This is a genomic window from Paenibacillus mobilis, from assembly GCF_058267595.1.
The window spans coordinates 283746-308210 of sequence record NZ_JBZCMS010000007.1; the positions used below are offsets into that span (position 1 = coordinate 283746).

The following is a 24465-nucleotide window of genomic DNA, read 5'->3' on the forward strand; positions in this document are numbered from 1 at the left end:
TTTTGGATGAAGTATGCTCTTATGTCAGGACGAAGAAAATCCATTATGAGATCAGGCAGGAGCTGATCAGCCATCTTGAGGACAGAATCGAAGCTTTAATATTGGAGGGGTCTTCTTCGGAGGACTGCATTCAATCTGCTGTCTCCCAAATGGGTTCGCCCGAACAAATCGGCAGACGGTTTGATGCCGCTCATCGTCCTGTTACGGACCGGATGCTTCTTTTCCTTGTCGGCTTATTTGCTGGATTAGGGCTCTTTGGGGCTTTGAATGTGCAGTTTATGGATACCGCCTCCCCCTTGTATGGTCAAAACTTTATCAAAGTGGCTTCTTTTATGGGGATCGGGCTCCTATTTTTTATTGCTTTTTATTATCTGGATTACCAGAAAATCAAAAGGCACTCAGATCTATTATTCCTGGGGATAATGATCCTTTCTCTGCTGGCTAATTCTAGTGGAAATGTTACGATCAATGGAAAGGGCGGTTATCTCATTGCTGGTTTCCTCACCGTTAACTTTGTCGGCTTATCCGTACTGCCTCTGCTTATTGCCTATGGCGGAACCAGACCGGCATCCAAGTGGGGAAGAACAGAAGGGCTGTACCGGATATTCTGCCAAGGAATTTTGCCGATCGGGATATACGTCTATACCAACCAGTTCGTATCAGCCCTTATGTATTTGGCTGGTTTCCTGGTGCTTACATGGATCGCCAAAAGGAGCCTGATTCAGTTCGTTTCCCTGGTGGCTTTGCCTTTTACATTTCTATCTGTTTATTTATTTAATCATCAGGATTATTTTAGGACCAGAATCGAAAACAGCTTTGGTCCTAATTCTTATTACGCCGTCAAAACCCTTGAAGCGGTTCGCTCGGCGGGCTGGTTTGGGCAAGGATTTGGGGCGGTAAATACCAATTTGCCTAACCTCTTTAGCGATTACATCGTTCCTTATCTTATTTATTGCTTCGGCTGGAGTTTTGCTTTGCTGCTGGGCTTTATGGTGACCCTGCTTCTGGTAAGGATGTGGGAGGTGAGAAACACGGTACAGGACTTTCACGGCCGTCTGATGATGACCGCAATCATCGTTATTTTTGGCTTTAGGTTAGTTTGGCCTCTGCTCGTAGCCTTTGGGTTTCTCCCGCATATCAGCGTCGTTATTCCTTTCATCGGGTATGGAGGTACTGCTCAAATTTCTGACTTTGCTGCAATGGGCTTCTTGCTTTCCATTTATCGGCGGAAAAATATGAATCCGAGTTTAGTGTAGAAGCCGGTGCGAGGAATAAGATCTTGAACTCATTAATGTTCTTGAAAGGCGCAGACAAATCAAATTGGGAGGTGCTGACTGTGAAAGAGCCCATGCTGAAAAAAGCGATGAATACGCTGGAGTTCCTTAGCCAGGATGCTGCAGCCCGCATGGCCTACGATGCCCGGATGAAGGCGCTTAGCGATGAGAAGTCGAGGATTGAGAGTGCTATGAAGGTAGGAGAAGCTAAAGGGAAAGCGGAAACAGCACTCAAGCTGCTAGAAATGGGTATGGCTATTGAGAGGATAGCCGAAGCGACCGGGATGTCGGAAGAGGAGTCAAAGCATTAAAACCGCAGCAACCGTAAAAATAATTCTATACATGTACAGGTCACGGATACAGGGCAGCAGCTTCTTTAGAGGCGGCTGTTTTTTTTGCTGCCATAAAATAAACTAAATTCCTTTACGGAGAAGAACAGTGGAGGATTGTTTCGCCCCACCCTTTACAACGTAACAATGTTATGTTACGATGGCTTCAGATTAGCAAGGAGGCACAACCTATGAGTGAAGATTTAATTTCGAAGAAAGAGCTGCTGGATTTGACGGGGATATCTTACGGTCAATTGTACCGCTGGAAGCGGAAAAACCTCATTCCCGAGGATTGGTTTATCCGCAAATCTTCTTTTACCGGTCAGGAGACGTATTTCCCCAGACAGCAGATCTTACCGCGGATCGATAAGATTTTGAATATGAAAGACGGCTTGTCGCTGGATGAGCTGGCGAATGTTTTTTCCCCGGCGCTCGGCGAAGTTCAGCTGGATCGTACCCAGCTTATCGAACGAAACATTGTTTCGGATAGCTCGCTGTTGTTGTATAAAGAGATCCATGGCGAGCCGCCCTTTTTCAATCTGGATCAGACGCTACAGCTTTACGTGCTGGATAAACTGCTGCGCAGCGGGGAAATTACCCGCGAGGAAGGCCGGATGCTGCTGGAGGTTATGGGCACGTATTACGGCCGATTTGCCGGCAAACCCTGCGATTTGGTGCTGATCCGAAAAATGGGCGTCCCCGTGTTCCTGCTGATTGCAGGCGGCACGGAGGTTTTTGCCGATCATGAAGCCAAATTCGTGCTGAAAAAGCCGATCGGGCAGTTTACGGAAGAACTGAAACTATTAATCGGGGACACGGGAGGCAGAGTCCATGAATAATCAGGAACCGCAGCAAATTCGCAATGATTTGAACATATCGGGCATGAGCACGACAGCCGGCGGGGTCTACCGGAATGTGCGGATCGACGGCATGGCTAAAGTGAACGGAAATCTGGACTGCTCCAGCTTGAGAATCAACGGAACGCTTAGCATGAAAGGAAGCGTAAAATCCGAAGAAATTACGGTTAACGGCATCGGCACTATCGACGGACCGGTTGAAGCGGCAGAGATTCGGATCGATGGGATGTTTACTCTTAAGGGAGAGGTCAGCTGCACCGATCTGGACGTGAACGGCAAAAGCAAAATCGAAGGCCGGCTGCAGGGCGACAAAATTAACATCGGCGGCGAAGTCACCGTGAAGGGTGATGTGCAGTGCGAAGCTTTTGAGGCGGAAGGGAACATCAAGCTGGACGGCTTGCTGAACGCGGAGACGGTGGATATCCGGCTTCATTCCTTGTCGACGGTGAAAGAGATCGGCTGCGAGCGGATCGAGGTCCGGCGGATCGAAAGAGGTTTTTGGAAAAATTTCAGTCTCATGGGCGGGCCCCGTTTGAAGTCGGAGGTTATCGAAGGCGACGATATTTTTCTGGAGGACACGGAAGCCGAAACCGTACGGGGAACCCGTGTGTACATCGGGCGCGGCTGCAAAATCAAACGGGTGGAATACAAGGAAACGCTGCAGACGGACGGCGATGCGGTTATCGGCCAAAGCCTGCAGGTATAAAGAGCGGAAAGGAGGGGCTAAATGATGGAAAGATCCAATATAAATATCATTGGCGAGGGCAGTTCGGCGGGCGGCCAATACGGCAAGGTAAAGGTTGTAGGGGAAGCGGATTTTTTTGGAGCGATGGAATGCGAGCAGTTTAAAGTGACGGGTGAAGTGACGGTGGACGGCGGGCTTGCCGCCGAAGAGATTAAAGTGACCGGTACTCTTTTGTTGAAAAAAGCAGGCGCTGCGCAAAGAGAATCTTTTGCACCGGACACCCCGGGAGGCACAGTAGAAGCGGCGGGAGCAGCCCCCGGCATACGGGCCGAATCCGTCAAAATTACGGGGGAGCTTACCGTGCCTGGAAGCTGCGAGGCCGAAGAGTTTAAGCTGCGCGGGCAGATCGAAGCGGGCGGCGTGCTTAGCGCCGAAGAAATCGACATCAAGCTCCACGGGGCAAGCCGGGTCCGGGAGATCGGCGGATCGCGTATTTCGGTCAAGTCCAAAACGAACATTCCGCTGGGCGGACTTTTTCAAATCGGATTGGGCACGCTGAAAGCGGAACTTATTGAAGGCGACTATATCTATCTGGAAAATACGGAAGCGGACAGCGTACGTGGCATGCGCGTCGAGATCGGTCCGGGCTGCAGGATCGGCAATGTGGAATACCGCGATTCGCTGGACATTGATAGCCGGGCAGAGGTGCTTTCACAAAACCGGGTGTAGGAATGGGACTGGGCAAAGAGACGGGCAAGAGACGGGCAAGAGATCGGTCCCGAGACCGATTATACGTTCGTATTCCCGCCGCTATAATAGTTGAGGACTGAATTAAAGAGAAGAAACGGAGAGTGACCTGGTGTCGGCGAGTAAAAATAACATGGGCCTTGTGCTGGCAGGCCTGCTGCTCGGCATTTTGATGGCATCGATGGACAACACCATCGTGGCGACGGCAATGGGCGACATTGTCGGCAAGCTGGGCGGCCTGGATAAGTTCGTCTGGGTAACCTCGGCTTATATGGTGGCCGAAATGGCGGGGATGCCGATTTTTGGCAAGTTGTCGGATATGTATGGCCGGAAGAGATTTTTTGTGTTCGGGATAATCGTGTTTATGCTGGGTTCGGCTTTGTGCGGAACCGCAACTTCCATCGTGCAGCTCAGCATTTACCGGGCGATCCAGGGGATCGGGGGCGGCGCGCTGGTGCCGATCGCGTTCACCATCATGTTTGACGCCGTTCCGGCGGAATCGAGAGGCAAGCTGGGCGGCTTGTTTGGCGCGGTATTCGGCTTGTCCAGCATTTTTGGTCCGCTGATTGGGGCTTATTTGACCGAATATGCGGCCTGGGAGTGGGTGTTCTACATCAATCTCCCGTTAGGTTTGATTGCGTTTGTATTTATCGCTTTCTTCTATAAGGAGTCGCATCAGCATCAGCGGCAGCAGATCGACTGGGCCGGCGCGGCCAGCCTGATCGGCGGCGTCGTGTGCCTGATGTTTGCCATGGAGCTTGGCGGCAAAACCTATGCCTGGGATTCGTGGCAGATCCTGCTTCTGTTTGCGGGATTCGTGGCGCTGACAATCTTGTTCCTGGTTGCTGAACGGAGCGCTCGCGAACCTATTATTTCGTTCGGCATGTTCCGGAAGCAGGTGTATTGGTCCAGCAACGTAATCGCGATATTCAGCGGGGCGGCTTTTATCACGGCATCGGTTTATATTCCGATTTTTATCCAGGGTGTGCTTGGCGGTAAAGCGACCAATTCCGGTCTTGTGCTGCTGCCGATGATGCTGGGTTCGGTCGTGACGGCCTCTATGGGCGGTTTTCTGATGACTAAGCTGAAATACCGGACGATTATGCTGCCGACGCTGGCGCTGCTGGTCATCGGGCTGGCGCTGCTGACGACCTTGGGCGAAGGATCCAACATGTGGACCGTTCGCGCCTTTATGGTGCTGGTCGGCCTTGGCATCGGAGCTTCCTTCTCTGTGCTCAGCAATGCGGCGATGTTTTCCGTACCGGCGAGAGAGCGGGGCACCGCGAGCTCTACGCTGAACTTCCTGCGTTCCCTGGGTATGACACTGGGCATCACCGTGTTTGGCATTATTCAAAGCCATTTGTTCAGCCGGAAAATGGAGGCCTTGGCCGGCTCGGCCGCTGACGCGGCGGGCAGCGGAGCAGGGACCGATGCGGCAGGTTCGGCGGCCGGAGCTGCGGGAAGCGCCGGCGGCGGAATGCCGCCGGGGCTCGATCTGAACGACCCGCATGCGCTGCTTTCTCCGGAAACGCGGAGCCAGATTCCGCACCAGCTGCTGGAAAGCATCACAAGCGCTTTGTCTTCCTCGATCGTGCATACCTTCGCCTGGGCAGTTCTCCCGGCAGGGCTCGCCCTGATTGCGGCCTTGTTTATGGGCCGCGACAAGCTGGAGCCGGAACAGGACCAGGACCAGGGAGAATACACGGCGATGCATTAACGGCAATTAGCCGAACAAAAGCTGAAAAGGGCCTCGTCCTCCACGAAAGCGTGGAAGATGAGGCCCTTTATCATTTTCCGGGGTTTACACAAAGCCTGCTCCCTCGGCTGCTAATCTAACCTTTTCTATATCTCTATTATTCTATTGGTTATTTCGATTCCTGCATTTGTTTAAGCTGGGTTTCATACGCTGTATACAGTTTAGACAGGGCCGCTTTAATCGAATCGGCATCTTTGGAATCTACGGCTTTAGCCAAGTCGAATTGTCTTTGAAGGAAGGAATCGGCTGCAGGCGTAACTTCTGTTAATCCGCCGGTCATAGAATTTGAATCTTGAGTTCCAGCAGGTTTGGTAACGGCACCGGCAAATTGGGAAGCATCAATTTTGACGCCTGGAACTGGAGTAGCTGTGCCTGATTGAACGTCCACGCTGCTGAAGTCGAAGTCGCCTTCAACAGGGACAAGCGTAAGACTTTCATCCGGTGCGGCTGTCGTAGACTTGGTAATGCCCGAAAGTTTGGAAGCATCGATTTTGACGCCTGGAACCGGAGTAGCTTTTCCTGGTTGAACATCAATGCTGCTGAGGTCGACACCTGGAACAGGAACTACGGTCAGGTCTTGGCTTGCTGAAGATTTTGCGATCAGGCTTGCTGTATTTTCAGAAATTACCGCATTGTATTCATTCAGGAGTTTCTCCCAGGCTGCGGCTGTCTCTGGCGCGTATTGTTTGGCGACAGCCAAAGGATCCTGCAGCTTTACAGCCAGATGACCAGGTGCGGTGACGGCGGCCTTGACAGGCTTTACGTCAGATACGGAGGCTGCATTCGCAATGGCAGCGGCGCTGCCAAGGGCGGATACCATCAAAGCGGACAAGGCGATTTTTTTGAATACGATTTTCTTTTTGTTGTTCATGTTTGAACACTCCTTTGGTTTGGTTTGGCCTTACACGTTTAAAGATACCGCCCAGCTATGGCGGGAGATTGGTGAAATTGTGGAAAAACAATGGCACGTGCCGCAATTCGGAACGCTGTTGGTATAATGAAGCTGTGGAGAGGAGAGTCAGACCTATGGGACCTTTGGAGGATTATTACATCGCCGTCGTTGACGATGATCAACATATACGAAACCTTGTCGAAGCTTATTTAATCAAAGAAAACTTCCGGACGATCGGGTTGTCTTCAGCGGAGGAAGCGTGGACGCTTTGGCGGACGGATCCTCCTGATCTGTGGGTGCTCGACATCATGCTGCCGGAGATGGACGGCTATGAATTGTGCCGGCGTATCCGCCAGGAAGGCGATGTGCCCATCATTATTATCTCGGCCAAGGACCGCGAAGTGGACAAAATTTTGGGGCTTGAGCTGGGCAGCGACGATTACCTTGTGAAGCCGTTTAGCCCAAGAGAGCTTGTGGCCCGGGTAAAAAGACATTTGCAGCGTTCCTATAAGCAACGTCCGCCCGGACATGGACAGATTCCCGATGCGGGTTCACCGCAAGCCTTTCTCCAGATCGGCCCGCTGCAGCTTTATCCGGATGAGCGGCGCGCTTTTTGGGACAAGAAGGAGGCAGACTTGACCTTTAAAGAGTTCGCCTTGCTGCAGGTGTTCGCCCAGCATCCGAATCGTGCTTTTACCCGGGAAGAGCTGCTCGTTCTGGTCTGGGGCGATGATTATTTCGGCAGCGATCGGGCCGTTGACCACCTGATTAAAAGACTGCGCAAAAAACTGGAACAGCTGCCGATCGAGGCGGTCTGGGGACATGGCTACCGCCTGCGCGCGGAGGAAGGGGACAAACTATGAAGCTGGTTCATCAAATTAACTTAGCGTTTGGCCTTTTGCTTGTCGTTGTGCTGGGAGCAACGGCCGTTATTATTCATTTTGTGCTTCTGGATCACCTGATTAACGCACAGAAGCAGGATATGAAAACAATCGGAGCAAGCGTCGCCGGGACTCTTCAAAATCAGGCGGTTTCGGGTCTAGTTACGAAACCTGGGACCCTTACAGCAGGATCAAAATTGCAGGTAACGGGCGTGCCGCTTGCAGCCGGCGTGCAGGCCATTGTCTCGGATACCGAAGGCAACGTGTTGTCGGGGACGCTTCCCGAAGCTTCAACGGTTACAAAGTCTGGTGAAGTAATGCCTATTGCGACCCTGCAGCCCGCCCCTGTTTCGATTGACAGCCAAAAGCTGCAGGCGCTGCAGACCGGTAAAGACAGCAGTTACATTGTAGATGTCAGCGCGATCCCTCAAGGAACCTTGACGCTGGTTACTCCGGTAAGCAAAGTGAATTCGCTTGAACGAACCTTGTTCGGGCGGCTGCTCATTGTGCTCGGCGTTGGCGTAGGGCTTGTCCTGATGCTCAGCTTGGTGATTACCCGAAAACTGATCCGCCCTCTCATGAAGCTGCGCGAAGAGCTGAAGAAGGTAAAGGAACGCCGTTTCGCAGATGTGCGCAAGGTAAAAGCGGGAGGGGAGATTGGAGCGGTCGCTCAAGTGGTGTATGAGCTGGCGGGCGAGCTGGACCGGTACATCCGGGTGCAAAAGCAATTTTTTCAGAATGCCTCCCATGAGCTGAAGACTCCTTTAATGTCCATTTCGGGGTATACGGAAGGGATTCGGGACGGCGTTTTCGAAGGGGAAAATATGCGCAAAGGCCTCGACATCATCCTCAGCGAAAGCAGCCGCTTGACCCGAATCGTGTCCGAAATGACGCTGCTGGCGAAGCTGGATAGTGAAGAGGATATTTTTCACCCTGCTCCTGTCGGGATCAAAGAACTGCTGGATGAGACCGTTGAACGCGTCAATCCGCTCTTGTCTTCGAAGGGGTTAACGCTGGAGATCATGTACGACGAAAGGGAGGCCGAGCAGCTATTCGTATGGGCCGACCAGGATAAACTGCTGCAAGCGTTTCTGAATGTGACCATGAACGCCACCCGGCATGCGGCCGGAAGGATCGCAATCGATGTGAAGGGCGAGGAAGACAGCGTGGTTGTAACCGTATCCGATGACGGGCAGGGCATTTCCGAAGAGCTGCTTCCGCATTTATTTCACAGATTCGTTAAAGGGAAAAACGGGGAAAACGGGTTGGGGCTTGCCATCTCCCGGGCGATCGTGGAACGCTGCGGCGGCCATATCGAAGCCGGCAATCTGAAAGAAGGGGGGGCGGTTTTTTCATTCCGGCTTCCCCTCTTGGATCCGGCTGTCCAGCCCTGGGGCGGCGTCCCAAACCTTCCTCAACCGGGACGGGCGGAGGACGATTATTCGGCCATAAGCTGACGTAAAATTTTGATCGGGATCGTCAGTCGGGGAGCAATCCGTTTCCATCCTTCTGATTTCCAATACAAAAAGCCACAGTCTCGAAGGTCAAGACTGTGGCTTTTTGATTTAACTGAGGCTTTTTGATTTATATGTTTGTTCAGCCTATAAGAAGCTTCTGATTTACGGCTTTCCGGCCGGAGACACGGGTAGACGCAGTCCGGCCTGCTCCAGCAAAGGAATGACGGCTTCTCCGAAATAGGCCAGCTCAGGCTCGTAGTCGTAAAAAGTGATCTGAATGCCGTCGATGCCCGTAGCATGGAGCTGCTGAAGCTGCTCGGCTACCTCCTCCGGCGAACCGATGATGTGCAGATGCCCGCCGACGGCACGGCCTCTGGCCGTATGCTCCAGCCACGACTGGCTGTCTCCGGCCGTGTGGCGCGCCGTGAAATTGCGGATGGACTCCAGGTCGGCATGGTCCATGATGGACTGGTAATAAGCGAAAGCTTCTTCACGGGTCGGACGTACGATAATCGTCGGGTTTATGATGACTCGCACCTCGCGGCCCCGAGCCGCGGCCGCATCCTTGACCTTGGCGACATGGGCGGGCAGCTTCGGCAGCGCGTCCGCCAGCTTTTCCCCCGCAGGGCTGGAAACAAACACGATGTCCGAATAGCGGGAGGCGTAATCGAAACCGGCCGGCGATCCCGAGGCCGTCGCAAGTACAGGGCGTCCGTAGCGAGGACGCGGGGAGACGTAAGCATTTTCCAGGGAATAAAATTCCCCGCTGTAAGTCAAATTGTCTTCCCCCGCCCATAAAGCGTTGCAGATTTGGGTGAACTCGGCCGATTGGGCATAACGAAGGTCATGATTACCCCGGCTGGTTCCGAACATGGCGGGTTCGTTCTCCGCATACCCGGTGACGATATTGGCGCCGAACCTGCCGTTCGAGATGTGATCGGCCGTCGCCAGAAATTTTGCAAGATGCATCGGATGCCATGGCCCGTAGAGAACATGAATCGTGCCCATGAGCAGAATCCGCTTGGTCACTGACGCGAGAGCAACAGCGGAAATGAAAGGATCAAGGAAATTTTCCCGGTAATGCGTCTCGCCTCCGAAACCGCCTTTGGGAAGCCATTGCGACAAGCCGAAGGCGATGTCGAAGCCGAGGTCCTCCGCCTGCTGCGTCAGCCGCGCATTATACTCAAAGGACCAGTCGGTTCCTCTCGGAAGCGTGGATTGGGACCAGCCGCCGGTTTGCAAAGGTAAAAAAAGACCAAGCATCAGCGGTTGGGCGAAGGCTTGGGACAACGGGCTGTCCTGGAAATGCTGCGGCTCCTTTGGGGTCGGAAGCAATTCTTTAGGCAAAACGTCTGATGGTTGGGATATGCCGCTCATTATGCATCTACTCCTAACTGAGGTTCCATTCTGAAATCTGATGCCGAAAACAAATAGTCCGAATTTCGGAAAACCAATTCCGATATTTAATCCGATATATACGATCATTATAATGTGATTTTTGTCAAAATCAAGCGAGAAATGAAAGAATTCCGGTTTATAAAAGAGGAAATGGCAGAGGCAGCGGTTCCTCCGAAGCTGCCGGAAACCAGAAATCAATGATTGACTCCATCCTCAATAATGTTCGGTTCAGGAGGCGTCTGCCCGGCCCCCGGGTCGGTGGCGGCGGTATGCACGGCTACGAGCGACGGCTGCGCCGGGTAAGTATCCCGAGAGATCCGTTCTTCTTTGCCGGCTTTCCCTGCCGTCCATTTGGTGCGATAGGTCTCCACGATATAGCCGGGAGTTCCCTGCTTGAGCGTTTGGCGGAGTCCGGCGGGCAAAGCGGGGTTGCTGACGTACCGGATGCCCGGATTCAGCACCTTTACGATTTGGGAGCGAATCGTGTAATGGACATTGCTTGGCAGGTTGCCGAACAGCTTGACGGTCATGCTGCCGCTGCCCGATTTCGCGCTGATCAGCAGGTAGCCGGAGGTGTTATTTTTAAACTTAAAGTTGATATAGCCGGTGGAAAAAGTAGCGTCCTGTCCTTTGGGCAGATAACCGACCGGTTTGGAGTGATTGCGCCGCTCCACGATTTCAAGGCCGGCCCGGATGACGGCCCCGTACAAGGTGCCGGAAACCTGGCAAATGCCGCCCCCGACGCCCGGAGTCAGGCGTCCCTGGACAATGACCGGGGCTTCGCAGAAGCCGTATTGGCTTTCAGCCCGCCGTACGACCTCGGCGTAGTCGAAGACCTCGCCCGGCGCAAGCAGCATGCCGTCAATAACTTTGGCCGCGGCATCGACGTTGTGAAGCCTGCCGGATGAACCGGACAGCCTTGTAGTGAACTGAGAGACACGGCGGTCAACGCCCTGCGCTTTCAGGCTGGCGACGGTGACTGGCGGAGACGCCATAGCCAGCGGGAGCTCGACCTGTGCGGTTTCATGATCCGGATTGGCGTCAAATACGCGGGGCACTTTATTTAGCAGGGCTTTCCCCAAAAGGTCCCATTGAATGCGAAGAGCTTGTACCTCCGGAATATATCCGATCTGGTCCCCCGGTTTTATAACCCGCTGGGCATTTTTCATGGCTCCGAACTGCCGTGTTTCCCATTCCTCGTTCAGCGATTTCTTTAAGACCGCTTCGTTAAATTGGATGACGGGGGCCCAATTTTTCCCGAAGGTATAGCGGTATTTGACCCTCTCCCACAAATTGCCCTCCTGCAATCCTTTCAGCGCCTGAAGCAAAGCCTTTGACTGCATGCTGATGCCGGCCCGGGCCCAGGTCGCTTTGATGGAGAGCTTTGGATCCCGGCTGACAAGCATGACGGGCTGACGAAGCAGCGACTGCGTCTCGCGGGCAAGCACGGCGGAAACCTGGTTGACCTCCATGCCCCCGATCGGCAGCCCGCCCGCCGTAACGCCGCGCGGTACCGTAGTTTGTCCGGCATACCAGAACAGGGCCCCCCAAACGGCCGCGGCGGCCAGCAGAAGGGAAGCGGGCATATAAATTAGCAGTTTTCTGTTCTTCATAAACGGTTTGTCCCTCTCTTCTGATAAAGGGTTTGTACACTTATTTTTTATGTATATGCGGAAGAAAGAAGGAAAAGCAGGAAAAATTTTGGTACTCAAAAGGTAACAAATTTGTTACAATAAAAAACAGGCTGATGAATTTGCTCGTGTTTTAAAGGAATTGACGGGATTGTGTCGAAGTATAACCACAGCTGTTGCCATTTTGCGATTTGTATTTATATCAACAAGATTTAGGAAGTGATGCAGTGATTGAAATGCAGGACGTCTGGAAGACTTATCCGAACGGTGCCCATGCCCTTCAGGGGATATCCGTCAAGATCGACCGGAATGAATTTGTTTATATTGTTGGTCCCTCCGGTGCGGGGAAATCGACATTCATGAAGCTTATCTATAGAGAAGAAGTACCCACCAAAGGCCAAATTTCGGTAAGCGGATTTAATATCGGCAAGCTGAAGCCACGCAAAATCCCTTATGTCCGCCGCAACATCGGCGTTATTTTTCAGGATTTCCGGCTTCTGCCCAAGCTGACGGCTTACGAGAATGTGGCCTTTGCGCTTGAAGTCATTGAAGCGCCGAAGAAGATCATCCGCAAACGGGTGCTGGAAGTGCTGGATCTGGTCGGTCTGAAAAACAAAGCGAATCGCCTGCCGGCGCAGCTTTCCGGCGGTGAGCAGCAGCGCGTGGCGATCGCGCGCGCCATCGTGAACAATCCAACCGTCATCATTGCGGACGAGCCTACCGGCAACCTGGATCCCGAAACGTCCTGGGAGATCATGCAGCTCCTGGACGAGATCAATTTCCGCGGCACGACCATCGTGATGGCTACGCACAACAAAGATATCGTAAATACGATGCGCAAGCGGGTTATCGCCATCGAACACGGCAACATCGTGCGCGACCAGCCGAGAGGAGAATACGGATATGACTTTTAGAACCTTCTTGCGGCATTTGCGGGAGGGGATGAAGAACGTATTCCGCAACGGCTGGATGTCCGTAGCCTCCATTACGTCTATCATCGTTTCCTTATTTATACTCGGCGTATTTGTCCTGCTGGTGATCAACGTCAACTCTTTTGCGGACGATGCGGACAGCCAGGTCCAGATCAGCGCCTTTCTGAATACCGGCGTGAAAGACGCGACGAGGGAGCAGCTGCAGACCACTATTGAAAGCATGCCTGAAGTCAGCAAAGTGACTTTCGTGGACAAAGCTCAGGGCCTGAAGGATCTCCGGTCGAAACTGGGCGCAGACGGCGATGATTTGCTGGAAGGTTATACGGAGGACACCAACCCGATTCCCGACACGCTCAAAGTGGAGGTTGTCGAGCCTTCGACGGTTTCTTTTGTAGCGAACAAAATTGAAGATTTGAACAAGCAGTACAGCGAAGGCGATCAGCCGATTTATAAAGTCCGGTATGGTAAAGGAACGGTAGAGAAGCTCTTTAAAGTAACCCGACTGGTCCGGAATATCGGCATTGCGTTTGTGGCCGGCCTGGCGCTTATGGCCATGTTCCTGATCTCCAATACCATCCGGGTCACCATTTTGGCTCGGCGCAGGGAGATCAGCATTATGAAGCTTGTCGGGGCAACGAACTATTTTATTCGATGGCCATTTTTTGTCGAAGGCGCTTTGATCGGGCTCGTCGGCTCGCTCGTTACCGTGGCCCTGCTTTACGTCGGTTATCACACGCTGGAGAATGCAATCGGCTTTGACGTTACTCTGAGTTTCAAGCTGGTTCCCCTGCAGCAGTTTTTCTACCCGTTAGGCGGGTTAATCATTTTGCTCGGCGTTCTGATCGGCGTCTGGGGAAGTACCATGTCGATTCGTAAATTCTTAAAAGTGTAATTGCAGTCGCCGGAAAGTCAAACTGATACAGAAACGGAGAAGTGGATATTGAAAAAGTGGATTTCTGTCGTTGCCGTTATCGTTTTGGCCATAGGGCTTGTACAGCCAACCTCAAGTTTCGCCGCAAAAAAAACCATCGATCAGATCGATCAGGAGCTTAAAACGCTTAAAGAGCAGGCCAAACAGGCGCAGGCGAAGCAGGATCAGGCCGAGAAAGACGGCCAGGTTGCGCAGCACTACGTCAATAAAAATACAAATTACTTAAACGATTTGCTTGCCCAGATCAAAACGGTAAGCGATGAGCTGACAAGCATCTCCAAAGATATCAGCGATTCGGAGGAGCAGCTGCGCAAAACGGCCAAGGAGCTTGATGATACGGAGCAGCGGATTCAGGAGCGCAGCAAGCTGTTGGATAACCGGGTCCGTCTGATGTATACGGACGGCGCCGTTTCTTACCTGGACGTCGTGTTGTCTTCGACGAGCTTTTCCGATTTTCTTGACCGGATCGACTCCCTGACGGCGATTGCCAACCAGGACAAGCAGCTGCTAGAGGAGCATAAGAAGGACAAGGAACTGGTCCTGAAGGAGCAGAAAGAGCTGGAAGCGGGATATGCCAAAACGAAAAAGCTTTACGCCGAAGCGGAATCCCGCAAACAGGTTCTGGCCGATAAAGAAGACGAGAAGCAGCAGCTGATTGCCAAATACAGCGATCAGGTGGAAGAAAGCGACGATATCAGCGATGAGCAGGACAAGCTGCTCGTTGAACTCGTAACCAAGCAGGCTGCTTTGGAGAAGGAGAAAAACAAGCTTCGCGCCGATCAGATTTATACGTACAAGAAACAGCAGGCAGCGAAGGCAGCCGCGGCTAAAGCGGCCGCTTCCAAAACCTCGTCGTCTTCCTCGGAAAGCTCGTACACTACAGGCGACGGTTCGCTGGGCCTTCCGGTTGGACATGCCCGCATCTCCTCGCCGTTTGGTTACCGGATCCATCCGATTACCGGGGTGAAGAAGCTGCATGCCGGCGTGGACTTCGCCGTGCCGATCGGAACGGACGTCCATGCGGCTGAAGGCGGCGTAGTCGTGCTGGCGGAATGGTACAGCGGTTACGGCAATGCCGTCATCATCGACCATGGCAACAATACGTGGACCGTATATGGTCATCTGAGCAAGTTTAAAGTAGAAAAAGGGGATACGGTCAAACGGGGCGACGTGATTGCCGAATCCGGCAATACGGGACAATCGACAGGCCCGCACCTTCATTTCGAAGTTCGCGTCAACGGAGAGCCGACCGATCCGATGCCTTTTGTGGCCTATTAAGGAATGCCGCTTCCTTTCCGTAAATATTTCGGACAAGCGGAACATATAATATAATAGAGTGGATAATTGTGGACGGATGTTTCTCCAAAGGTTTCAGGGAGGGGCATCCGTTTCTGAACAATCGGTGATCATGAACCGGTCCTTCCGGTACAGGATACAGCTGAACAACGAAAAGGCGGTGCATGATTGATGTTCAAGAAGCAGACGGTGATTCTGCTGATGCTAGTAACGCTGCTCGGCAGCAGCGTGCTGACCCTGCTGTTTACCGGCCAGCTGAATTTTACGGCGAGCGGCAGCGCGGCCTCGACCGCAGGCCTGCTAACCAATCTTTCTTCAGGCCAGTCCGGCAGCAGCAAAGCTGATATTGCCAAGGTGGAAACGGCACTGAAGCTGGTTAAACAGAATTACTACCAGGACGTCGACACGGACAAGCTGGTAGACGGGGCGATCCAGGGGATGATGGACGCGCTGGACGATCCTTTTTCCTCATATATGAGCAAAGAGACGGCCCAAGAATTCAATTCGCAGATTCAGGGCTCCTTCTCCGGCATTGGGGCGGAGGTTTCGCTGGATAACGGCAACGTGGTCGTCGTATCCCCGATAAAAGGTTCTCCGGCGGAGAGGGCCGGCATCCGGGCCAAAGATATTTTGCTGTCGGTGAACGGAGAGTCGCTGGAAGGGTTAAGCCTGAACGAAGCGGTGGCTAAAATCCGCGGTCCGAAAGGCAGCAGTGTGGAGATCAAGGTCCAGCGGAGCGGGACGGCCGAGCCGATGGTTTTTAATATTAAACGGGACGATATTGCGCTTGAAACGGTAAACGCCAAGATGACCGACGATAAGATCGGCTTGATCGAAGTGACCGAATTCTCCATGAATACGGCGGACCGGTTTAAGACAGAGCTGACCAAACTGGAAAGCCAAGGCATGAAAGGGCTGATCATCGACGTTCGGAACAACCCGGGCGGCGTTTTGTCGGTTGTGGTCGACATGGCCGAACAGCTGGTGCCGAAAGGGAAAGTGATCGTGCAGGTCGAGAACAAAGCGGGCCAGCGGGAGAAAACCATCTCAACCGGCTCCAGTACAGGGAAATCTTATCCGGTGGTCGTGCTGACCAATAAAGGCAGCGCCAGCGCTTCGGAAATTTTGGCGGGTGCGCTGAAAGAATCGGCCGGGGCCAAGCTGATCGGCGAAACGACTTACGGCAAAGGCACGGTGCAGCAAAGTTACGACAATGAATTCGGCGACGGCAGCCTGATCAAAATTACGATGGCCAAATGGCTGACGCCTAATGCCGAATGGATCCACAAGAAGGGAATCAAGCCGGATATCGCGGTTGACCAGCCGGCGTATTTCTCGGTGGCTCCCATCAATAAAGATGCGGCGTTAAGCTATGACAGCAACGGCGACGACGTAAAAAGCGCGCAAACGATGCTGATGGGCCTCGGCTACAAGCCGGGACGCGACGACGGTTACTTCAGCCAGGAGACGGTAGCGGCGGTCAAGCAGTTCCAGGTCGACCATAAGCTGACCGAAAGCGGCAGCATCGACAAACAGACTGCCGAACAGCTGGAGGCCGCTCTGGTGACGAAAATCGCCGATCCGGCCAACGATGCGCAGCTCAATCGCGCCTATGCGGAAATCCGGAAGGAAATCGGGGCGCCCGCGTCGAAATAAATAGATCAAGCTGGGAAGGCTGGAAGCAGCCTTCTCTTTTTTTAAGCCTGGCCTCTTTGTTTTTATGCAGCAAGCTGAAGGAGAGTGATCGCTTTGGATCTTCTTATGGAATGGTTGTCAAACTTGGCTAAAGCCGGAGCCGAGCTGCTCCTGCAGCCTTTTTATTATATTTCGATTATTATGATCGCGCTGCAGTACCGCAGACAGGTGCTGCTGGAGCGGAAATTGTTCCATGTCCGGTTAAACCGCTGGGGGCTCCAAACGTGGAGGACATTCCTCGGGGGACTGCTTGCCGGCATAGGCGTGTCCATCGTGTCTTTATTTCTGGGCATGAACCTCAGCCTGGAAGGAGTGCTGCTCATCTGGGGCGCTTCGATCCTGCTGATGCTGTTTAAGGTCCGTTATCTTTGTTTGGCTTATGCCGCGGGTCTGCTTGGCGTCATTCAGTTTGTGGTCAACCTGTTTCCCGAAGGGACGGGGACAGGCTTCGGAGCCGAAGTCCTCGGGGCCATCCGCGATTTGAATGTGCCGGCGCTGCTGGCCCTGGCGGGTCTGCTGCATATTGCCGAAGCCCTGTTGGTTCGCTGGCAGGGAGCGTCGTTTGCGGGACCTTTATTTTATGAGGGGAAAAGGGGCCGCCCGGTCGGCGGTTACCAAATGCAAAGCCTTTGGCCGATTCCGCTATTCCTGCTGATTCCCGCCCATACGGCGGGCAGCGTGCTGCCATGGACGCCGATTTTTGGCGGGGAAGGCTGGCAGGAAGGTTTTGCGCTTGCCGGTCTGCCGGTCATGATCGGCTTCTCCGAAATGACGACCAGCCTGCTGCCGAAAGCGAAGGTCAAGCTGACGTCAAGCCGCCTGCTGTTTTATGGCCTCGTGGTGCTTGGGGCGGCGCTGCTCGCCCGCTGGTTCGGCGGGTTTACGCTGGTTGCGGCGCTGCTGGCTTTTGCGCTGCACGAGGGGCTGATCTGGTACAGCCGGTTCGAGGAACAGAACCGGAGCCCGTTTTTTGTCCATCCGCAGCGGGGGCTTAACGTGCTGGCGGTTATACCGGAAAGCCCGGCGGCCGAACTCGGCATTGCCGCGGGCGAAACGATCGTTCGTGTGAACGGGGCGTCCGTGAACACGAAAGAGGAACTGCATGAAGCGCTGCGCATGAACCCGGCGTTTTGCAAGCTTGAGGTGCTGAATCTCGCCGGGGAAGTCAAATTCGTGCAGCGCGCGATTTATGCCGGCGAGCACCACCAGCTTGGCGTGGTGCTCGCGCCGGACGAAGACGCCCCGGCCGTGGTGCGGCCAGGGGCGGTGTCGGTGCTCGGGCTGCTGTCGCCGAAGCGCAGCGCCGAGGCGCGCAGCGACCGGAGCCGCGGAGCCGGGCGCGGGCAGGAGGAGCCGGCCAAGCTGTAGGCCGGCTCGGGTTTGGCCGCTGGGCGGATAAGGCGGCAGCGAAACGCCGCATCCGCGCAGCGGCAAGCCATGGGCTGCAGGGCATAGCCTGCAGCCGGAAGGCGCTGGCGGCTGTGCACGCCAGCGTAAACAAACCGGCCGGGCTCAACTCCCGCCCTTGCGGAGTTGAGCCCGGTTTTGTTTTGCCTGCCGGCTAAATATAATAAAGCCCGGCAGTATACGGAAATGGAAGCGGGAATACGCCTTCCAGCAGCTCTTCAATTTCGGCCGGGAGGACCAAAGCCTCCTGACCGGCAGAGTGTTGGAACAGCAAGGCGTGGAACTGCTCCATCGTCAGCTCCGCCGCCGTTTTGCCGTCGAGCAGCAGCGTGACGGCCGGTTCCTGCGATCCCTCCATGGTTGGGGCCGACGTGGCCGTTTCGGCAACGGTCAGCCGGGCAGCGCCCGGATTTTTTGCCGTAACAAGCGGAAGGAGCTGCTGCCAGAGGACGGAGGGATCCAAAATTTTAACCGTTCCCTCATTAAATCCTGCTTCTGAAGGGAAGCCGCTGCGGTCCAGCTCCTGGATCAGTCCGGTACGGTGGAGGCTGACAGGAAATTCAAGCGACTCCAGTCCGCCGCGGGCCATCGCTTCCAGGCAGATGGCGGCAATAGCCGCTGGTTCTCCGGCAGCTTCAATAACCTTAGGCGCGGAAGCCACATGGTCGCCGTACGGGACGCCGATGATGGCAAATGCGGCGGCTTCGCCATTTTCCCGGGCGGCTATCCAGGTTTGATGGGAAAGCTTGTAGCAGCTGGCCAGCGATTCGGCCTGCATCAGCCTGGACAGGTCATACAGGCTCAGGTCGTAATGGCTTTCTTCCCGGTCGTGGAGAACCGACATGGCGAGCAGGTCTTTAGCTTCCGCAGATCTGACTTGATAGGCCGCCGCGGGGCTTTTTTCCAAATTCAAAATCGGTAAAACCTCAGTAGACGGCTTTAATACATATTTTCTGGTGCCGCCGAATAAACGGCAGCCTGCGCGCAGATACAAGGAACGGTCGCCGGATACGAGCATCAGCGAAGCGCCGGCGTTTCTCATATGGCGGATGGCCCGGTCCAGCAGCTGGCTGGCATAGCCCTTTCCGCGGGCATCGGGATGCGTGCAGACGGAGCCGATGGAGTAGACTGCCAGTTTGGCGTCACTTGTCGTAATAGTAACCGGCACGATGCCCATAAATGCGGCTAACCGTCCCTCCTCATAAACCCCGATGGATTCCGGAGCCTCTGCGGCAAAAATATAAGGGAACGCCGCCCCCATCGATTTCTGCTCCCCGTCCCGAAAAACCAAATCCGAAAGCCCGACGGCTTCCTCAAGCTCGTGGGTGTTCAGCACCCGAATGTCAGCCATAACCTTTCCTCCTGTTCGGACAATAAAAATGAGTGTGATAAAAGAATGCGTCCGGCGGTGATTCGCCGAAGGTTTATCCTTATCCTTTTCTTTTCTACTTTTACTATGAAGAAACCGCTTTACTTTTTCAAGTGTTCAATACTATAATTTAGTAAGATACTTATTTTTAGAAATTGGAAGTTATCATTCATACATAAAGAGGAGAGAGAATATGAGTACCTTCGATGATTTGGTGAAATCCCGCCGTTCCGCCATGAAATTTCAGACCGATGTTGAAATCAGCCAGCAGGAGCTTTCAGAGATGTTCCGGATGACCAGCTTCGCCCCTTCCTGTTATAACCTGCAGCATACGCATTACGTGGCTGTAACCGACCCGGAATTGAAACTTCAACTGAAAGAAGCGGCGTACGGGCAGCATAAAGTAGTGATGTCTTCGGCTGCGATTATTGTGCTCGGCGATATGGAGGCGCATAAGAAAGGCGAAGAAATTTACGGCGGCATGTTGAGTCTGGGCATGCTCAGCAAGATCGACTATGATCTGATGATGCAAATGGTAGAAGATCTTTATAAAGGATCCGGCGATGGTTTTGCCCATGACGAAGCGATCCGTAATGCCTCGCTATCGGCTATGCTGTTTATGCTGACCGCCAAGGACCGGGGCTGGGACACCTGCCCGATGATCGGTTTTGATCCGGTTAAAGTGAAAGAGGTTCTGAATATCCCGGATCATTTGCTGCCGGTGCTGATGATTACGCTGGGGAAAGAGGATACGTCCAAACAGCGTCCGCGCGGTTACCGCAAGCCGGTAAACGAGTTTGTCACCTTCGGCAAATTCAGCTAAGCAAAAATAGAGGCTGTCCGAAGTCGCATGACGACCCGGGACAGCCTTATTTTTATGGAAGCTTTGTATGAACCTTCTTCTTCCGAAAAATTCCTCTCACTGCTGCAGCTGGCGCAGCACCGTAATTTCCACGCGGCGGTTTTTCTGGCGTCCGGCTGCGGTGGAGTTGTCGGCGGCGGGGTGAGTGTCCCCGTAACCTGCGTATTGGAAGTTGTCCGGATTGAGATGCATCGTATCCAGAAAATATCGCAGCACCGACAGGGCGCGCGCACCCGACAGCTCCCAGTTGTCTTTATACTGGGACGAATGAAGGATCGGCTGGTTGTCGGTGTGCCCTTCGATGCTGATTACCGTATCCAGCTTGCTGAACAGGGTACCTAGCCGGGACAGCGTTTTTTCCGAACCAGGCTTCAAGGCGGCTTTGCCGGTATCAAACAGAAACTGGTCGCTTAGCGTTATGGCAATTCCCTGCGGCTTGTCGGCTACAAAAATCTGATTGTCCAGATGGTTCTCCTGCACGTACTGCTGGATCATCTTCATCAGATTGGCCAGCTGCTCCTCCTGCTTGCGGAAGGCGAGCTCCCGGTCCGACAACGTCGTTTCTCCGGCGCCGGGAGCGGCGGATGCGGAAGGCGCCGGGCTTGCGGCCGGATGGTCGCTGGCGTTCGGAATATCCGAACCGGTCAAGCCGGGGTTGCCCTCCAGCACCGATTTGCCGCCGCTGCTGTTGTTAAAGGTCAGCTGCAGAGACTGCGTAACGTTTTTATATTTTTCCGTGTCGAGCCGGCTCATCGCATACATAATGACGAAAAAGATCAACAGCAGCGTAATCAGGTCGGCGTAAGTAATCATCCACCGGTCTTTGCCGTCTCCGCCGCTGCCGCGTTTCCGGTTCCCGCGCTGTCTCATAAGCTCTCCTCGGCCTCCTGATTCCGCCGCCGTTTATAAGGTCTGTCCGCTTCGCGCGGCCCCGCCGCAAACGATTCAAGCTTTTTGCGGAGCAGCAGCGGATGGTCGCCGTTTTGCAGGGAGAGAACGCCCAGCGTGATCATCTCCATGCGCTGCACTTCTTCCTCGCTGCGGGACTTGATTTTGGAGGCAATCGGCAGAAAAATCAGGTTGGCGCTGGCTACGCCGTATAACGTGGCGGTAAAAGCCAAAGCGATCGACGGGCCGAGGTTCGTCGGCTCCTGCAGGCTGCCCAGCACATGGATGAGGCCCATGACCGTGCCGATGATGCCCATGGTCGGCGCATATCCGCCGGCGGCTTCGAAGATTTTGGCGAAACCTTCCCAGCGGCTTTCGTGGGCGTCGATTTCCAGCTCCATAATTTCCTTGACGATCGGCTGGTCCGTTCCGTCCACCACCAGCTGGATGCCTTCGCGCAAATAAGGGTCAGGATGGGCTTCGCCCTGGCGCTCCAGAGCAAGCACGCCGCTGCGCCGGACGGTGGAAGCCATATTGGAAATATCTTCAATCAGCGATTCCGAGTCATGCCGGCTTGAGAAAAAGGCGAACGCCAGCGCTTTGGGAATCGTCTTCAGCTTGGCCGGAGAAAAGCTGACCATAACGGCGGCGGCGGTGCCCCCGAATACGATCAGCGCAGCGGTCATCTGCAGAAGGCCGCCCATATGGCCTCCTTCCCATAAAAACCCCCCCACTACGGCGGCAAGTCCGAACAATATGCCTATAATCGTTATTAAATCCATGCTTAGTGATCACTCCTCATTGTTGGCGGGATAAACCGCTTATCCAAGCAGCGTATTGCCTGGACTTTCCGTTTGCATCCATTCCATGAAACAGTTATAATACATGGGAACACGCATTCTTATAGGATGACAGATATAGATTCGGGTATATAATGGTGAATGCAGAAACGGAGTTGCCTTCTTACACTTTATCGGCGAAGGTTACCCGTTTTTGTTGCATACGCATGTCTTGAGAAAACATTAATCCGCTTGATTTGTTTTTCATGGACAAAGGATGAATGTTTCATTATTTATTTATACCCTTGGCGGATGATATCGAATGATGCAGAAAGTTGACATACAGAAACAATCATAGTTTTCATTTTAGACGATAAGGGTGATGTTGGACAATGAGTGAAATTGTTGTCAGTAACCAGAAATTTGAGCTGATTTCCGATTTTCAGCCGCAGGGCGACCAGCCTGCGGCGATTGAGGAGCTGGTGGAGGGCGTAAGACAGGGCAAGAAACATCAGACGCTGCTCGGCGCAACAGGTACGGGCAAGACGTTTACCATTGCCCACACGATTGCGAAGCTGGGCCGTCCGACGCTTGTGATCGCCCATAACAAAACGCTCGCGGCCCAGCTGGCCAGCGAGTTTAAAGAATTTTTCCCAAACAATTCGGTTGATTATTTCGTCAGCTACTACGATTATTATCAGCCTGAAGCTTATATTCCTTCCTCCGATACTTATATCGAGAAGGACTCCAGCATTAATGAAGAAATCGACAAACTCCGCCACTCGGCGACGAGTTCGCTGTTCGAACGCCGCGACGTCATTATCGTGGCCAGCGTGTCCTGCATCTACGGCCTCGGTTCCCCGATCGAATACGGCAACCTGCTGCTGTCGCTGCGCGTCGGCATGGAGAAGCCGAGAAATCAGATTTTGTCGCGGCTGGTGGACATTCAGTACCAGCGCAACGACATCAACTTTGTACGCGGCACGTTCCGCGTCCGCGGCGACGTGATCGAGATTTTCCCCGCTTCGAAGAGTGAACATGCGATCCGGGTGGAATTTTTCGGCGATGAAATTGAACGGATTACCGAAATCGACGTGCTGACCGGCGAGCTGATCGGTGAACGCGATCATGTTGCGATTTTCCCGGCGTCTCACTTCGTTACCCAGGAAGAAACCATGCGGGTGGCGCTGGTGAACATCGAACGCGAGCTGGAGCAGCGTCTTGAGGAGCTCAAAGGCCAAGGCAAGCTGCTGGAGGCCCAGCGTCTGGAGCAGCGCACGCGTTATGACATCGAGATGATGAAGGAAGTCGGCTTTTGCTCCGGCATCGAGAACTACTCGGGACCGCTGACCTTCCGCGAACGGGGCGCTACGCCGTATACGCTGATGGATTATTTTCCGGACGATATGCTTGTCGTGATCGACGAATCCCACGTGACGCTGCCGCAGATCCGGGCCATGTACAACGGTGACCAGGCGCGCAAAACGGTGCTCGTGGAGCACGGCTTCCGCTTGCCTTCGGCGCTGGACAACCGGCCGCTCAAATTCGAGGAATTTGAAGAGAAAGTGAGCCAGATCATTTATGTTTCCGCGACTCCGGGTCCTTATGAGCTGGAACATACTCCGGAGATGGTGCAGCAGATCATCCGTCCGACGGGGCTGCTGGATCCGATTATCGAGGTGCGGCCGACCAAAGGCCAGATCGACGACCTGATCGTCGAAATCCGCGACCGGATCGAGAAGGATGAACGCGTGCTTGTTACTACGTTAACGAAAAAAATGTCCGAGGACCTGACGGATTATTTGAAGGAAATCGGCATCAAGGTGCGGTACCTGCACTCCGATATCAAAACGCTGGAACGTATGGCCCTGCTTCGGGATCTGCGCCTTGGGGTTTACCATGTGCTGATTGGGATCAACCTGCTTCGCGAAGGCCTCGATTTGCCGGAGGTTTCGCTGGTGGCGATTCTGGATGCGGATAAGGAAGGTTTCCTGCGCTCCGAGCGTTCGATGATTCAGACGATCGGCCGGGCCGCGCGGAACTCGGATGGGCGCGTCATTATGTATGCGGACAAAATTACCGATTCCATGGATAAAGCGATCAAGGAGACGGAACGCCGCCGCAGCATTCAGATGGCTTACAATGAGAAACACGGCATTACGCCGCAGACGATTCGCAAGAAGGTGCGCGACGTCATCGAAGCGACGAAGGTGGCCGAAAGCAAAGAGGATTATCTGCCGGACGGCGCGGGCAAGAAGCTCAGCAAACGCGACCGCGAAGCGGTGATCAAACGTCTGGAAGCCGAAATGAAGGAAGCAGCGAAGAACCTGCAGTTCGAACGGGCCGCACAGCTGCGCGACGCGATGCTGGAACTGAAGGCGGAATAAGGAGGATAAAGG

20 protein-coding genes and 1 pseudogene are annotated in these 24465 nt (G+C 53.9%); 15 read left to right on the forward strand and 6 right to left on the reverse strand.

Features of this window, described 5'->3' with window-relative positions; all coding sequences use genetic code 11:
• The first annotated feature begins 2 nt into the window (after positions 1-2).
• The 6 genes and pseudogenes from AC3ZPD_RS15190 (at position 3) to AC3ZPD_RS15215 (ending at position 5609) form a co-directional block, all read left to right on the forward strand.
• On the forward strand, positions 3-1256 hold the full coding sequence (locus AC3ZPD_RS15190; protein WP_490985174.1) for an FtsW/RodA/SpoVE family cell cycle protein: 1254 nt from the start codon (positions 3-5) through the stop codon (positions 1254-1256).
• An 11-nt stretch (positions 1257-1267) separates the two neighbouring features.
• Positions 1268-1585 (forward strand): annotated as a pseudogene (locus AC3ZPD_RS15195) (PD-(D/E)XK nuclease family transposase); the annotation flags it as partial.
• A gap of 209 nt (positions 1586-1794) precedes the next feature.
• On the forward strand, positions 1795-2442 hold the full coding sequence (locus AC3ZPD_RS15200; protein WP_490985117.1) for a YhbD family protein: 648 nt from the start codon (positions 1795-1797) through the stop codon (positions 2440-2442).
• A complete protein-coding gene (locus tag AC3ZPD_RS15205; RefSeq protein WP_490985118.1) occupies positions 2435-3166 on the forward strand; it encodes a polymer-forming cytoskeletal protein in 732 nt (243 codons plus the stop codon). Before AC3ZPD_RS15200 ends, AC3ZPD_RS15205 begins: the two co-directional genes overlap by 8 nt.
• Positions 3167-3187: 21 nt before the next feature.
• Complete coding sequence (locus AC3ZPD_RS15210; RefSeq protein ID WP_490985119.1) at positions 3188-3874, forward strand: hypothetical protein; 687 nt, start codon at positions 3188-3190, stop codon at positions 3872-3874.
• Between the two features lie 130 nt (positions 3875-4004).
• On the forward strand, positions 4005-5609 hold the full coding sequence (locus AC3ZPD_RS15215; RefSeq protein ID WP_490985120.1) for an MDR family MFS transporter: 1605 nt from the start codon (positions 4005-4007) through the stop codon (positions 5607-5609).
• A gap of 148 nt (positions 5610-5757) precedes the next feature.
• On the opposite strand, the gene AC3ZPD_RS15220 is transcribed toward AC3ZPD_RS15215, so the two are convergent.
• Complete coding sequence (locus AC3ZPD_RS15220; protein ID WP_490985121.1) at positions 5758-6519, reverse strand: hypothetical protein; 762 nt, start codon at positions 6517-6519, stop codon at positions 5758-5760.
• A gap of 155 nt (positions 6520-6674) precedes the next feature.
• On the opposite strand from AC3ZPD_RS15220, the gene AC3ZPD_RS15225 reads away from it, so the two are divergent.
• A complete protein-coding gene (locus AC3ZPD_RS15225) occupies positions 6675-7403 on the forward strand; it encodes a response regulator transcription factor (RefSeq protein WP_490985122.1) in 729 nt (242 codons plus the stop codon).
• Positions 7400-8878, forward strand: a complete 1479-nt coding sequence (locus AC3ZPD_RS15230; protein ID WP_490985123.1) for a sensor histidine kinase — start codon at positions 7400-7402, stop codon at positions 8876-8878. The genes AC3ZPD_RS15225 and AC3ZPD_RS15230 overlap by 4 nt, the downstream gene beginning before the upstream one ends.
• Positions 8879-9040: 162 nt before the next feature.
• Here the strand turns inward: AC3ZPD_RS15230 and AC3ZPD_RS15235 are convergent, their stop codons facing one another.
• Positions 9041-10255, reverse strand: coding sequence for an LLM class flavin-dependent oxidoreductase (locus AC3ZPD_RS15235; RefSeq protein WP_490985124.1), 1215 nt, complete (start codon positions 10253-10255; stop codon positions 9041-9043).
• Between the two features lie 215 nt (positions 10256-10470).
• Positions 10471-11889, reverse strand: a complete 1419-nt coding sequence (locus AC3ZPD_RS15240) for a VanW family protein (RefSeq protein ID WP_490985125.1) — start codon at positions 11887-11889, stop codon at positions 10471-10473.
• Positions 11890-12134: 245 nt separating this feature from the next.
• Here AC3ZPD_RS15240 and ftsE point away from each other — a divergent pair, with 245 nt between their 5' ends.
• The 5 genes from ftsE to AC3ZPD_RS15265 all read left to right on the forward strand — a co-directional run bounded on the left by ftsE (position 12135) and on the right by AC3ZPD_RS15265 (position 18129).
• Entirely contained in the window at positions 12135-12821 is a 687-nt protein-coding gene (ftsE, locus tag AC3ZPD_RS15245) for a cell division ATP-binding protein FtsE (protein ID WP_490985126.1), read from the forward strand.
• Complete coding sequence (gene ftsX, locus AC3ZPD_RS15250) at positions 12811-13731, forward strand: permease-like cell division protein FtsX (protein WP_490985127.1); 921 nt, start codon at positions 12811-12813, stop codon at positions 13729-13731. The genes ftsE and ftsX overlap by 11 nt, the downstream gene beginning before the upstream one ends.
• A 48-nt stretch (positions 13732-13779) precedes the next feature.
• Entirely contained in the window at positions 13780-15048 is a 1269-nt protein-coding gene (locus AC3ZPD_RS15255) for a murein hydrolase activator EnvC family protein (protein WP_490985128.1), read from the forward strand.
• Positions 15049-15237: 189 nt separating this feature from the next.
• Entirely contained in the window at positions 15238-16722 is a 1485-nt protein-coding gene (locus tag AC3ZPD_RS15260; RefSeq protein WP_490985129.1) for a S41 family peptidase, read from the forward strand.
• A 93-nt stretch (positions 16723-16815) separates the two neighbouring features.
• Positions 16816-18129 (forward strand): PDZ domain-containing protein, encoded by a 1314-nt coding sequence (locus AC3ZPD_RS15265; protein ID WP_490985130.1) that lies wholly within the window; start codon positions 16816-16818, stop codon positions 18127-18129.
• 193 nt (positions 18130-18322) lie between these two features.
• On the opposite strand, the gene AC3ZPD_RS15270 is transcribed toward AC3ZPD_RS15265, so the two are convergent.
• Positions 18323-19519, reverse strand: coding sequence for a GNAT family N-acetyltransferase (locus AC3ZPD_RS15270; protein WP_490985131.1), 1197 nt, complete (start codon positions 19517-19519; stop codon positions 18323-18325).
• Between the two features lie 211 nt (positions 19520-19730).
• On the opposite strand from AC3ZPD_RS15270, the gene AC3ZPD_RS15275 reads away from it, so the two are divergent.
• Entirely contained in the window at positions 19731-20360 is a 630-nt protein-coding gene (locus tag AC3ZPD_RS15275) for a nitroreductase family protein (RefSeq protein WP_490985132.1), read from the forward strand.
• 96 nt (positions 20361-20456) lie between these two features.
• On the opposite strand, the gene AC3ZPD_RS15280 is transcribed toward AC3ZPD_RS15275, so the two are convergent.
• On the reverse strand, positions 20457-21269 hold the full coding sequence (locus AC3ZPD_RS15280) for a flagellar motor protein MotB (RefSeq protein WP_490985133.1): 813 nt from the start codon (positions 21267-21269) through the stop codon (positions 20457-20459).
• Positions 21266-22069, reverse strand: a complete 804-nt coding sequence (locus AC3ZPD_RS15285; protein ID WP_490985134.1) for a flagellar motor protein — start codon at positions 22067-22069, stop codon at positions 21266-21268. The genes AC3ZPD_RS15280 and AC3ZPD_RS15285 overlap by 4 nt, the downstream gene beginning before the upstream one ends.
• A 389-nt stretch (positions 22070-22458) precedes the next feature.
• On the opposite strand from AC3ZPD_RS15285, the gene uvrB reads away from it, so the two are divergent.
• Positions 22459-24453, forward strand: coding sequence for an excinuclease ABC subunit UvrB (gene uvrB, locus AC3ZPD_RS15290; protein ID WP_490985135.1), 1995 nt, complete (start codon positions 22459-22461; stop codon positions 24451-24453).
• Positions 24454-24465: the final 12 nt, after the last annotated feature.

What these genes read in the sequence shown, in the direction of transcription:
- AC3ZPD_RS15200 (WP_490985117.1), top strand. Translation starts at nt 1,795, where the DNA reads ATGAGTGAAGATTTAATTTCGAAGAAAGAGCTGCTGGATTTGACGGGG.
- AC3ZPD_RS15205 (WP_490985118.1), top strand. Translation starts at nt 2,435, where the DNA reads ATGAATAATCAGGAACCGCAGCAAATTCGCAATGATTTGAACATATCG.
- AC3ZPD_RS15210 (WP_490985119.1), top strand. Translation starts at nt 3,188, where the DNA reads ATGATGGAAAGATCCAATATAAATATCATTGGCGAGGGCAGTTCGGCG.
- AC3ZPD_RS15220 (WP_490985121.1), bottom strand. Translation starts at nt 6,519, where the DNA reads ATGAACAACAAAAAGAAAATCGTATTCAAAAAAATCGCCTTGTCCGCT.
- AC3ZPD_RS15225 (WP_490985122.1), top strand. Translation starts at nt 6,675, where the DNA reads ATGGGACCTTTGGAGGATTATTACATCGCCGTCGTTGACGATGATCAA.
- AC3ZPD_RS15230 (WP_490985123.1), top strand. Translation starts at nt 7,400, where the DNA reads ATGAAGCTGGTTCATCAAATTAACTTAGCGTTTGGCCTTTTGCTTGTC.
- AC3ZPD_RS15235 (WP_490985124.1), bottom strand. Translation starts at nt 10,255, where the DNA reads ATGAGCGGCATATCCCAACCATCAGACGTTTTGCCTAAAGAATTGCTT.
- AC3ZPD_RS15240 (WP_490985125.1), bottom strand. Translation starts at nt 11,889, where the DNA reads ATGAAGAACAGAAAACTGCTAATTTATATGCCCGCTTCCCTTCTGCTG.
- ftsX (WP_490985127.1), top strand. Translation starts at nt 12,811, where the DNA reads ATGACTTTTAGAACCTTCTTGCGGCATTTGCGGGAGGGGATGAAGAAC.
- AC3ZPD_RS15260 (WP_490985129.1), top strand. Translation starts at nt 15,238, where the DNA reads ATGTTCAAGAAGCAGACGGTGATTCTGCTGATGCTAGTAACGCTGCTC.
- AC3ZPD_RS15270 (WP_490985131.1), bottom strand. Translation starts at nt 19,519, where the DNA reads ATGGCTGACATTCGGGTGCTGAACACCCACGAGCTTGAGGAAGCCGTC.
- AC3ZPD_RS15275 (WP_490985132.1), top strand. Translation starts at nt 19,731, where the DNA reads ATGAGTACCTTCGATGATTTGGTGAAATCCCGCCGTTCCGCCATGAAA.
- AC3ZPD_RS15280 (WP_490985133.1), bottom strand. Translation starts at nt 21,269, where the DNA reads ATGAGACAGCGCGGGAACCGGAAACGCGGCAGCGGCGGAGACGGCAAA.
- AC3ZPD_RS15285 (WP_490985134.1), bottom strand. Translation starts at nt 22,069, where the DNA reads ATGGATTTAATAACGATTATAGGCATATTGTTCGGACTTGCCGCCGTA.
- uvrB (WP_490985135.1), top strand. Translation starts at nt 22,459, where the DNA reads ATGAGTGAAATTGTTGTCAGTAACCAGAAATTTGAGCTGATTTCCGAT.